General features: G+C 63.9%; 10 protein-coding genes and 3 pseudogenes. 7 read left to right on the forward strand and 6 right to left on the reverse strand.

Going from position 1 to position 10,205, the window contains the following annotated elements; genetic code table 11:
• Window positions 1–384: 384 nt before the first annotated feature.
• Window positions 385–1,218, reverse strand: coding sequence for an IS3 family transposase (locus tag ACWDTD_RS20215; RefSeq protein WP_449748914.1), 834 nt, complete (start codon window positions 1,216–1,218; stop codon window positions 385–387).
• A gap of 360 nt (window positions 1,219–1,578) precedes the next feature.
• On the opposite strand from ACWDTD_RS20215, the gene ACWDTD_RS20220 reads away from it, so the two are divergent.
• A complete protein-coding gene (locus tag ACWDTD_RS20220) occupies window positions 1,579–2,634 on the forward strand; it encodes an IS110 family transposase (RefSeq protein ID WP_449748915.1) in 1,056 nt (351 codons plus the stop codon).
• Window positions 2,635–2,650: 16 nt separating this feature from the next.
• Here the strand turns inward: ACWDTD_RS20220 and ACWDTD_RS20225 are convergent.
• Together ACWDTD_RS20225 and ACWDTD_RS20230 are read right to left on the reverse strand one after the other, a co-directional pair.
• A pseudogene (locus ACWDTD_RS20225) lies at window positions 2,651–2,920 on the reverse strand (transposase); the annotation flags it as partial.
• 107 nt (window positions 2,921–3,027) lie between these two features.
• A complete protein-coding gene (locus ACWDTD_RS20230; RefSeq protein ID WP_449748916.1) occupies window positions 3,028–3,249 on the reverse strand; it encodes a transposase in 222 nt (73 codons plus the stop codon).
• A gap of 98 nt (window positions 3,250–3,347) precedes the next feature.
• On the opposite strand from ACWDTD_RS20230, the gene ACWDTD_RS20235 reads away from it, so the two are divergent.
• Window positions 3,348–3,995, forward strand: a complete 648-nt coding sequence (locus ACWDTD_RS20235; protein ID WP_449748917.1) for a YdcF family protein — start codon at window positions 3,348–3,350, stop codon at window positions 3,993–3,995.
• A 24-nt stretch (window positions 3,996–4,019) separates the two neighbouring features.
• Here the strand turns inward: ACWDTD_RS20235 and ACWDTD_RS20240 are convergent, their stop codons facing one another.
• Entirely contained in the window at window positions 4,020–5,090 is a 1,071-nt protein-coding gene (locus tag ACWDTD_RS20240) for an LLM class F420-dependent oxidoreductase (protein WP_449748918.1), read from the reverse strand.
• 214 nt (window positions 5,091–5,304) lie between these two features.
• Between ACWDTD_RS20240 and ACWDTD_RS20245 the strand changes: the two genes are divergently transcribed.
• The 5 genes from ACWDTD_RS20245 to menE all read left to right on the forward strand — a co-directional run bounded on the left by ACWDTD_RS20245 (window position 5,305) and on the right by menE (window position 8,872).
• Window positions 5,305–6,534, forward strand: coding sequence for an anion permease (locus tag ACWDTD_RS20245; protein ID WP_449748919.1), 1,230 nt, complete (start codon window positions 5,305–5,307; stop codon window positions 6,532–6,534).
• 17 nt (window positions 6,535–6,551) lie between these two features.
• On the forward strand, window positions 6,552–6,839 hold the full coding sequence (locus ACWDTD_RS20250) for a hypothetical protein (RefSeq protein ID WP_449748920.1): 288 nt from the start codon (window positions 6,552–6,554) through the stop codon (window positions 6,837–6,839).
• A gap of 66 nt (window positions 6,840–6,905) precedes the next feature.
• Window positions 6,906–7,217 (forward strand): DUF3349 domain-containing protein, encoded by a 312-nt coding sequence (locus ACWDTD_RS20255; RefSeq protein ID WP_449748921.1) that lies wholly within the window; start codon window positions 6,906–6,908, stop codon window positions 7,215–7,217.
• Window positions 7,218–7,280: 63 nt separating this feature from the next.
• Entirely contained in the window at window positions 7,281–7,610 is a 330-nt protein-coding gene (locus tag ACWDTD_RS20260) for a DUF3349 domain-containing protein (protein ID WP_449748922.1), read from the forward strand.
• 161 nt (window positions 7,611–7,771) lie between these two features.
• On the forward strand, window positions 7,772–8,872 hold the full coding sequence (gene menE, locus ACWDTD_RS20265) for an o-succinylbenzoate--CoA ligase (protein WP_449748923.1): 1,101 nt from the start codon (window positions 7,772–7,774) through the stop codon (window positions 8,870–8,872).
• A gap of 357 nt (window positions 8,873–9,229) precedes the next feature.
• On the opposite strand, the pseudogene ACWDTD_RS20270 reads toward menE, so the two are convergent.
• Together ACWDTD_RS20270 and ACWDTD_RS20275 are read right to left on the reverse strand one after the other, a co-directional pair.
• Window positions 9,230–9,853 (reverse strand): annotated as a pseudogene (locus ACWDTD_RS20270) (ATP-binding protein).
• 81 nt (window positions 9,854–9,934) lie between these two features.
• Window positions 9,935–10,101, reverse strand: a pseudogene (locus tag ACWDTD_RS20275) (IS21 family transposase); the annotation flags it as partial.
• Window positions 10,102–10,205 lie beyond the last annotated feature (104 nt).

Consider the following 10,205-nt stretch of genomic DNA (forward strand, 5'->3'; position numbering starts at 1 on the left):
GAACGACCGCAAACACCCCTTCGTGTGGACGAAACCGGTCGAGGAGATTCTCAAGAAAGCTCAACCGAAAACCAACTAACGAAACGCGACACTAGAACCAGTTCCTACTTGCAGTTGATCAGTCGATCTCGCAGCCACGGGGTGATGAGTGTGGGTGCATCCGGAAGCGCACCCAGCCGGTGTCTTGTAGCCCAGCGCTGAGTGGCGGTGTCGGTGGTCTGCAGCCATACGTTCTGACATGCTCATCACTTCTCTGAGCATGTAGATCGCGACGCGCTTGGCCGTTTGGGCTCAGAATTTTCCTTGGCGATCTCCCGCAGTGCGTCTGGCAGGTCCCCGATAACCGGTCCAGGCAGTTCTAGAGCCAGTTCCTTGTTGTGATCGTCAGTCGATCTCGCAGCCCACGGGGTGATGTTGGTGGGTGCATCGGGCAGCGTACTCGGCCGGGGTTCGATAGCCCAGTGCTGAATGTCGGTGTCGGTGGTTGTGGTCGTCTTTGAAGTCGCCGATGACCACACGGGCCTCGAGCAGGGTGGGCCAGCAGTTGCGGTTCAAACACTCGTCGCGCAACCGGTTGTTGAACGACTCGATGAACCCGTTGTTCCACGGCGTGCCGGGCGGAATGTAGGAGATCCCGACCGACCCTGCACAGAACGCCTGCAGGGCTTCTGAGATGAACTCAGGGCCGTTGTCCATGCGCAGCACCATCGGCGGGCCACCCCAGATCGCGAACGTCTTCTCCAACTCCTCGATCAACCGCTCAGCCGGAATCGAGCGGTCCACGATGTTCAGCAACGACATCCGGGTATGTTCGTCCACCATGGACGCGATCTTGATCTTCTTCCCATCCACGGTGGAATCGAACTGAAAGTCCAATGCCCACACCACTTTCGGTGCGTCCGCGACAACGACCGGGACCGATGACTGGCCGGCGCGTTTGCGCCGCGGAGCACGGCGAACCTGCAGTCCTTCCTCCTTCCACAGGCGGTGCACCCTCTTCTTGTTGATCTCGATACCGTCGTCGAAACGCAGGTGCGCCCACGCCCGCCGGAACCCGTGCCGCGGATTCTTGCGGGCATACGTGCGTAACTGCTCGCGCAGCGCGGCGTCGGGGTCGGCCGGGGTGTGCGCTTGCGGCAGCCGTCGATAGGCGGAACGGGAAAGCCCAACTACCTTGCACGCCATGCGTTCTGACATGTTCTTGACGTCTTTGAGCATGTCGATGGCGGCGCGTTTGGCGGTCGGGCTCAGAATTTTCCAGTGATGATGGGTACTGGATGCCGTGCCGGGGTTGTGACCCTGAATTTTCCTGGCCGATCGAGTGCCCTTCACAGGACCTGTCGAGCCAGTGATGATGGGTACTGGATGCCGTGCCGGGGTTGTGACCCTGAATTTTCCTGGCCGATCGAGTGCCCTTCACAGGACCTGTCGAGCCTCGGACCGGCATCCACCACACATGAAGACTCGGGCTTCGGCACGGACGGTGTGACCTAATAGGAGCGTGCTCGCCCGCGGCCCATCACTGGCCTGTCCACCCTCTGCGCACGGCCCGGCCAACGGAGAGGAACCGAACCAGACATGGCCGTCAGCAGAAGGTCCATCATCGGTGGAGTAGACACCCATACGGCAACACATCACGCGGCAGTGATCGACAGCAACGGGCGGCTGATTGCCGACGCCGAATTCGCGGCCACACCAGCCGGTTACACCTCGATGCTCAGATGGATGCGCAGCAAAGGCACACTCATTCACGTCGGTGTCGAAGGCACCGGCGCGTACGGGGCAGGCCTGGCGCGCTACCTGCACGATCAAGGCGTCGACGTACTCGAGGTACCGCGCCCGGACCGACGCCTGCGCCGGCAACGCGGTAAGAGTGACCCGATCGACGCCGAGGCGGCCGCGCGAACCGTATTGGCGGGCAAAGCAAGCGGTGCGCCGAAACTGGCCGACGGCCCGATCGAAGCCATCCGGATGCTGCGGGTTGCCCGCATTGGCGCCGTCAAAGCCCGCACCGCCGCGATCAACTCATTGCGCTCGATGGTCGTCACTGCTCCCGAGTCGCTGCGCGCCCAGCTGCGTGGGCTGTCCTCGGCGCAACTGGTTGCTGCCTGCTCACGTTTTCGGCCAGAGACAACCAACCTCGCCGATCCCGTCCAGGCAGCCAAACATGCGTTACGGTCGATAGCCATGCGGGTACAACACCTCAACATCGAGACCCGCACTCTGCGAAAGCAACTCGACGAACTCACCCGAGCCGCGGCACCGGCCACCAGCGCCATATTTGGCCTCGGACCCGACACTGTCGCCGCACTACTGGTGACCGTGGGCGACAACCCGGACAGGCTGCGCAGCGAGGCCGCGTTCGCCCACCTCTGCGGCGTTGCACCGGTCCCTGCCTCGTCGGGCAAAACCAGCCGGCACCGACTGCACCGAGGCGGCGATCGAGCGAGTAACAGCGCACTGCACATCGCCACCGTTGTGCGCCTGCGCTACGACTCCCGCAGCAGGGCCTACGCCGATCGCCGAACCACCGAGGGCCTATCCATGCCCGAGATCATTCGCTGCCAGAAGCGCTACCTGGCCCGCGAAGTCTTCCAAGCACTCCGCGCCGATTACGCCAGAATCAACACTTGACATCTATAGGAGCGTCCTTGGCGATCTCCCGCAGCGCGTCCTTCTCGAGTTCGGCATCGGCGAGCAACCGCTTGAGTCGGCTGTTCTGATCCCGCAACTCTTTGAGTTCCTTCGCGGCGTCACCGTCCATACCGCCATACTGGCGGCGCCAGTTGTACAAGGTGGCCGCCGACACCTCGAGATCGGCGGCGATCGCCTCGCCGGTCTTGCCTTCGGCGGCCAGCTCATCGGCCCGGCGCAGCTTGCGCACGATGTCCTCCGCCGAGTGACGCTTACGTCCTGCCATGGTCCTCATCGTCCCTTCTCCGCCCTCATCAGGGCAATCAGGACTCTAAAACAACCCGGACCGGCTCACGGGGGACACGCCACGTCTTTCCTCCAACTCGGCGTCAGCTAGTAGCCGCTTGAGCGGGCTGTTCTGCTCGCGTAGCTCCTTGAGTTCTTTGGTGGCATCAGCGTCCACGCCGCCGTACTGCGCCAGTTGTAAAAGGTGGCCGCCGACACCTCGAGATCGGCGGCGATCTCCTCGCCGGTGTTGCCTTCTGCGGCAAACTCGTCGGCCCGGCGCAGCTCGCGCACGATGTCCTCGGCCGAGTGACGCTTACGCCCTGCCATGATCCCTATCGCCCCTTCGTGCCCTCATCAGGGCAATCCGGACTCTAAAACCGACCGGACCGGTTAACGGGGGACACGCCACTGACACAATCGTATGCATGTCGGTCAGCCCATCGTCGGATCGAGCCTCCGCAGAACAACCCGACCCGTCTGCGTCGCGAGCGCGTCGCGTCGGACACGCTCGTGTCTTCCTCGCACTGGTCGTTGTGCTACTACTCGGCACGCTGGCAACTGCTGGCCTGGGCTATCAACTCTTCTACCGCGACCATTCGGACTCACTCCGAAAAGTGGACGCGATCGTTGTGCTGGGCGGTGAGCACGATGGCCGCGAAGACTACGGACTCACGCTTGCTCGTGAGGGATATGCGAACACAGTTGTGGTGTCAAACCCCTACATAAATAACGAATACACCCGAGCAGGTACTGTGCTCATGAATCGGATCTGTTCCTCGAGCACTGACAAAATCGAAGTGATCTGTTTCCGACCTGATCCCTCGACGACTCGCGGCGAAGCCATGTTTGTCCAACGACTAGCGGAGCAACGGCACTGGAAGTCGGTGATAGCGGTGAGTTGGCGCTATCACCTGGTGCGTGCACGATACATTTTCGGACAATGCTTCTCCGGCGAGGTGGTGATGCACAGCGTTCCCCGCGATTACGGAACGTCGGTTGCAGGGTGGACGGCGATCTTCGCCTATCAGTACAGCGGACTGGCTAAGGCAGCTGTACTTGGTTGCCGGAAGTGAAGTCATTCATGCCCCATAGTGAAGTTATTCATACCCCATAAGGATCTCTGCCAGTTCCTCGGCGTCCTCCACCCGCTCCTTGTGCGTCGGCGCCACGGGCGCCGCCAGCACACAGGTGACCCCCGCCGCGCGGAACGCGTCGGCGCGCTCGGCCACCAGCGACCGCGGCCCGATGAAACTCATCGCGGCCACCAGATCCTCGGGTACCGCCGCGGCCGCCTCCACCTTTTTGCCGTCCAGATAGAGGTCCTGGATCAGCTTGGCCTCCTCGACGTAGCCGTAGCGCTGGGCGAGGGTGTTGTAGAAGTTCTTGCCGCGCGCACCCATGCCGCCGATGTAGAGCGCCGCGTGATGACGCACCAACTCGGTGGCGTTCTTGATCTGCTCGGCGTCTTCGGTGATGAGCGCGGTGGCCTGCACCACGATCCCGAGGTCGGGCAGCGACGGATCGCGCTTGGCCTTGCCCGCGGCCAGCGGCTCGCCGAAGGCGGCGTCGACGTATTCGGGATGAAAGAGGAAGGGCTGGAATTCCTCGAACATCTCCGCGGCGAGCTCGGTGTTCTTGGGTCCGATCGCCGCGAGCAGCATCGGGATTCGCTCGCGCACCGGGTGGTTGATGATCTTGAGCGGCTTGCCCAGGCCGGTGCCGCCGTCGTCCTTGGTGAGCGGCAGCGTGTAGTGCCTGCCGCGGTAATCGGTCTTCTCGCGCCGCCAGATCAGCCGGCAGATCTCGGCGTTCTCCCGCGCCCGGCCCACCGGGTAGTCGTACTTGACGCCGTGAAAGCCCTCGATCACCTGCGGACCCGAGGCGCCGATGCCGAGAACGAATCGACCGTTGCTGATGTAGTCCAGGCCGGCCGCGGTCATCGCCAGGTTCGACGGCGTGCGCGAGTACATCGGCAGGATCGCGCTCTGCAGTTCCATCTTCTCGGTGCGTGCCGCGATGTATCCGAGCTGGCTCACCGCGTCGAAGCTGTAGGCCTCCGGAACAGCGATCCGCTGCACACCCGCCGCCTCGAAGTCGCGCAGATTCTCGATGGTCTCGCGGAAGTCGCCGGCGTAGTTGATCGGCATGCCCAGCTTGATCGGTGTCATGGATCACGATTCTTGCACAGCCAGACCGCCGGTCAGGCGCCCGGCCGAGCGTTCGCTCCGTCGCAAATCGGACATCGGTCATGGCCATTCGTCGACGCCAACATGAACAGTGCGTGAACTGCTTGGCGTGGGAGGAAAACTCGCAGGTCACAGCCTGTGGCCAACCTGAGAGTTCTTTAGGTGATCGCCAAACAGGGGACGCAGAATGACTCCCATGAGCGGAGAGCTGCTGATCCTTGTGTTGCTCGTCATCACAGCATTGGGATTTGACTTCACCAACGGTTTCCACGACACCGGCAACGCGATGGCGACGTCGATCGCCACCGGGGCCCTCAAGCCGAAGGTCGCCGTCGGCATTTCGGCCATCCTCAACCTCGTCGGCGCGTTTCTCTCGGTGGAGGTCGCGGCCACGATCACCAAGGACGTCCTCAAACTGCAGCAGACCTCCGGTGCGGACAAGGGCGATCTGATCCCCGGTATCTCTCCCACCACCGCGCTGCTGATCATCTTCGCCGGCCTCGTCGGCGGCATCCTGTGGAACCTGTTCACCTGGCTCTACGGCCTGCCGTCGAGCTCCTCGCACGCGCTCTTCGGTGGCCTGATCGGATCGGGACTGGCCGCGCTCGGCGCGAGCGGTATCAACTGGCACGGCCTGCTGGCCAAGGTGATCATCCCCGCCTTCGCATCGCCCTTCATCGCCTGCGCGGTGGCCGCCTGCGGCACCTGGCTGGTCTTCAAGATCACCGCGCGGGTGTCGCATGCTCGGCAGGAGAGCGGATTCCGAAGTGGTCAGATCGCGACTGCCTCGCTGGTCTCGCTGGCCCACGGCACCGGCGACGCTCAGAAGACCATGGGTGTCATCGCCCTCGCCCTGATCTCCACGGGTCACCTGTCGGCGTCGTCGGTGCAGCATGGCCTTCCCGTCTGGGTGGTGTTCTCCTGTGCCGGCGCCATCGCGCTGGGTACCTATCTGGGCGGCTGGCGCATCATCCGCACCCTGGGCAAGGGCTTGGTCGAGATCAGCTCACCGCAGGGCATGGCGGCCGAATCATCCTCGGCAGCAATCATTCTCACCTCCAGCGCAGCCGGCATGGCACTGTCCACCACCCAGGTGGCCACCGGGTCCATCCTCGGTTCGGGCGTCGGCAAGAAGGGCGCGCAGGTGCGGTGGGCGGTCGCCGGACGCATGGTGATCGGCTGGCTGACCACGATCCCGGCAGCCGCCATCGTGGGCGCCATCTGTTACGGCCTCGGCCACTTGCTGGGCAACGTGATGGGCTCGATCGTCATCTTCGCGCTCCTCATCGCCGCCGCGTCCTACATGTACTGGCGGGCGCAGCAGAACAAGGTGGACGCCGGCAACGTCAACGCCGACTGGGACGAGTCCACCAACTCGATCATCCCGGCGGACGCAAAGAAGCCCACCCCTTCGGCGACGGCCTGAAAGGCAGCTGAACACTCATGGATATCGTCGAATCGATCGTCAAGGTCTTCGCCATCGGCCTGCTGTTCGGCGCCGGACTGCCTGCGCTGTTCGCGGTGGGCATGCTCCTGGAATCGCGCGGTGCAGGCGGAACCACCGCCGACGGCACCACCACGGCACCCAATCCGGCACTGCGGGCGATCGGCTACTTCTTCTTCGCCATCGTCTTGATCGCGATCATCATCGGCCTGCTGTGGGTGGCGCGCACCACGCTGCAGTACTACTTCGGAATCCAGGTCTTCCCCGATTGGGCGTACAAGAAGTAGCAGTGGGCAAGAAGTTGTAGCGAGCCCACAGGTCGGCGTCGTCCATCACCCGCCCGGAAAGGCATCATGGCCACCTCATTGTTCGAGTCAGCAGTCAACTGGATTCGCAAGGGATACCCCGAGGGCATCCCGCCCACCGACTTCCCGCCGCTGCTCGCCCTGCTGATCCGGGTGCTCGACGAGGATCAGATCATGCAGGTGGCGTTGGAACTGACCCGTGAATACGGCGTCGATACGCCCCTCACCGAGGATCAGATCCGTTCCGCGATTCGCGGCGTGACCGACGAACCGCCGACGCAGGCGGAGATCGACCAGGTGGCCGGCCGCCTCGCCGCCGCCGGGTGGCCGCTCGGCGAGCCCGACGCATCCGAGAACTGACACCTTCCCACCGGCTAGAATCACCCGGTTGGGTCGTGTCGTGTTGCGTCGAGGGGTGAGCCAATGGCGGATCGGCCGCAGTTTCTGAAGAGGATCGTCGATTGGTTGCGCGCCGGGTATCCCAACGGCGTGCCGGAGAATGATTTCAACCCGCTCATCGCACTGCTGCGCAGACAGCTCACCGAGGACGAGGTGACCGAGGTGTCGGGCGAGCTGATCCGTGAATCGCCGCCCCCGCCGGAACCGATCTCCAAGATCGACGCAGGGGTGAAGATTACACGCGTCACCCAGGAACTTCCCCACGACGCCGACATCGACCGCGTTCGCGCGCACCTTGAAGCGCTCGGCTGGCCGTTCGACGATCAACCGCTCGACCCGGGGGATCCGAGCTGAACGTCCTGCGCGGGCTCCCCCTCCCCGCCGATCCAACGGTCCTCGACCGCCGCGACGAACTCCTCGCCATGCTCGACCCTCGCTCGAGCGACCCCCGCTGGTCGAGCGACCCCCGCTGGTTGAGCGACCCCCGCTGGTTGAGCGACCCCCGCTGGTTGAGCTTGTCGAAACCACCCTCCACCGCCTACCTCCCCCTCCCCACCAACCCCCGCGAGGCCGAGCGCCTCACCACCGCCCTCGGCGTCGACGAGCCCATCGACCCCGACATCTCCCTGGTGATCTCCACCTCCGGCACCACCGGCGTCCCCAAGGGGGCGCAACACACCCCGGCTACGCTCCTGGCGTCGGCGAGCGCCACCGAACAACGTCTCGGCGGCCCCGGCAACTGGCTGCTCGCATTGGCGCCCCACCACATCGCGGGGCTGCAGGTGCTGCTGCGTGCCCTGGCGGCCGGTTTCACTCCCGGGGTACTCGACATCTCGTCCGGCTTCGACCCCGACGCCTTCGCCACCGCACTCGAGGATCTCGACGGCTCTCGCCGTTACACCTCACTGGTGCCCACGCAGTTACTCAAGGTGCTCGAGTCACCACACGCCACTGCCGCCCTGAGTTCGGCCGACGCCTTGCTTGTCGGCGGCGCCGCCACACCGGTTCCGTTGCTGCGCAGAGCCGTTGACGAAGGCATTCCCATCGTCCGCACCTACGGCATGAGCGAGACGGCGGGCGGCTGCGTCTACGACGGCGTCGCGCTCGACGGCGTCACCGTCGACATCCTCGATCCCAATCCCGAAGGTGTTGGCCGGGTGGCGCTTTCGGGACCGATGGTAGCGCACGGGTACCGGAACCTGCCCGGCCATCCGGCGTTCGGACGAGCCGAATCATTCCGCACCGACGATCTCGGCCGAGTCGACGACGATCGCACCCTTCACATCATCGGCCGCGCCGACGAGGCCATCATCAGTGGAGGACTCACCGTGGTGCCGCAGGTGGTGGAGGCCGTGATCGTCGAAGATCCGGCCGTTGCCGAATGTGCAGTGGTCGGCCTACCCGACGACAGGCTGGGCGAGAAGGTGGTGGCGTTCATCGTTCCTTCCGGCCGTACCCGCGTGGACGGCAAACGGATTCGCGGAATGGTGGCCGAACGCCTCGACCGCTACGCCGCACCGCGCGAGATCATCGAAATCGATGAACTTCCGACGCGCGGAGCAGGGAAGCTGGATCGGCGCCGACTGCGTGCTCGCCTTTCCTCGTCCTCCGAGTAAGGTCCGAGCGCGCTGTGTCGGCGACGGCAATTGTAGGCCATGTCGATCAATAGACCTGGCCGCAGGTGAAAAGTGCTACTCAGACAAAATGAGTCGGTGACCAGCCCGTCGATCGAGGGTACTCCGGTACCATCACAGGGTTTTGGGCCATCGACTGGCGCCGGCATCGGCTCGTCCGGGGCAAGGGTCAGCGTGCAGTCCCACTCAGCGAGCTGACGGCGTCGGCATACGAGTTGATCCATTCTGACGGCGCTCATCGGAATTTTCCAGTGATGCTTATCTGAATTCCCCACCCGTGTGGTTCCGCCAGAGTAGGCGGGCCTCTCGTGATGCTGACGGTCTCTGAGCACTCACCAGCTATCTCGACGGCCCGCTTTCATGTTGACACGGGAGAACGATTGTCAATGGCCAGGCGATGGCAAGGGAGCGGCGTTCGTAGGCGCCAGCGACGACCCGAAACAGCAACTGGGTGCCGGTGTCGTCCAGAGGTGCGAATCCCATTTCATCGACGATGATCAGGTCTTGGCGGAGCAGGGTGTCGATGATCTTGCCGACGGTGTTGTCGGCCATGCCGCGATACAGCATTTCGACGAGGTCGACGGCGGTGAACTAGCGCACTTTGTGACCGGCGGTGCACCGCAGCGATCCCGAGCCCGATCAAGGTGTGGCTCTTGCCCGTTCCGGCGGACCAATGATCGCCAGATTATGTTGGGCGCGTGGCCATTCCAATGCTTCCAGGTAGGCGAAGGTGTTCGCCGGTATCGACGAGGCGGCCACATCGAAAGACCCCACCGTTCTGGTGACGGGGAACCCGGCGGCTTTGAGGCGGTTGCGGATGTTGGAGGCGTCTCGAGCGGCGATCTCGGCTTCGACCAGGGTGCGTAGCAATTCCTCGGGTGTCCAGCGTTGGGTCTTCGCGGTCAACAACACCTCGGGTGCCATATGGCGGATCGCGGCGAGTTTCAACCGCCGAAACGCCATGTCAAGATCGGATGCCAGTGGCGGTATCTCCTGTGGTGCAACAGTTGTGATGGCTTCGCGGTGGTCATGACACCACCTCGCCGTCGCCGTGATCTTGTACCGCTCGAGGTCGCGGGTCGGTGCCGTGGGGAGTGGGTGACCAGGGCGTCACCGGCGGTGCGGGGGTTCGGGGCGCCCGCACCGGCGGCCAGGATCGAACGCACGTCGGCGGCTTTGAACCGGCGAAACGCCACCGCGCGGGTCAACGCGGCGGTGAACTGGCTCTTCCGGATTCAGAGTGCATGCAGTCGTTCTGCGAGTTGGCCGGAGTGGATGAGTGACCGCAAGATGTAGTGGTTGAGGTTGCGGAAGC

It is taken from the genome of Gordonia sp. NPDC003425 (genome assembly GCF_053588635.1).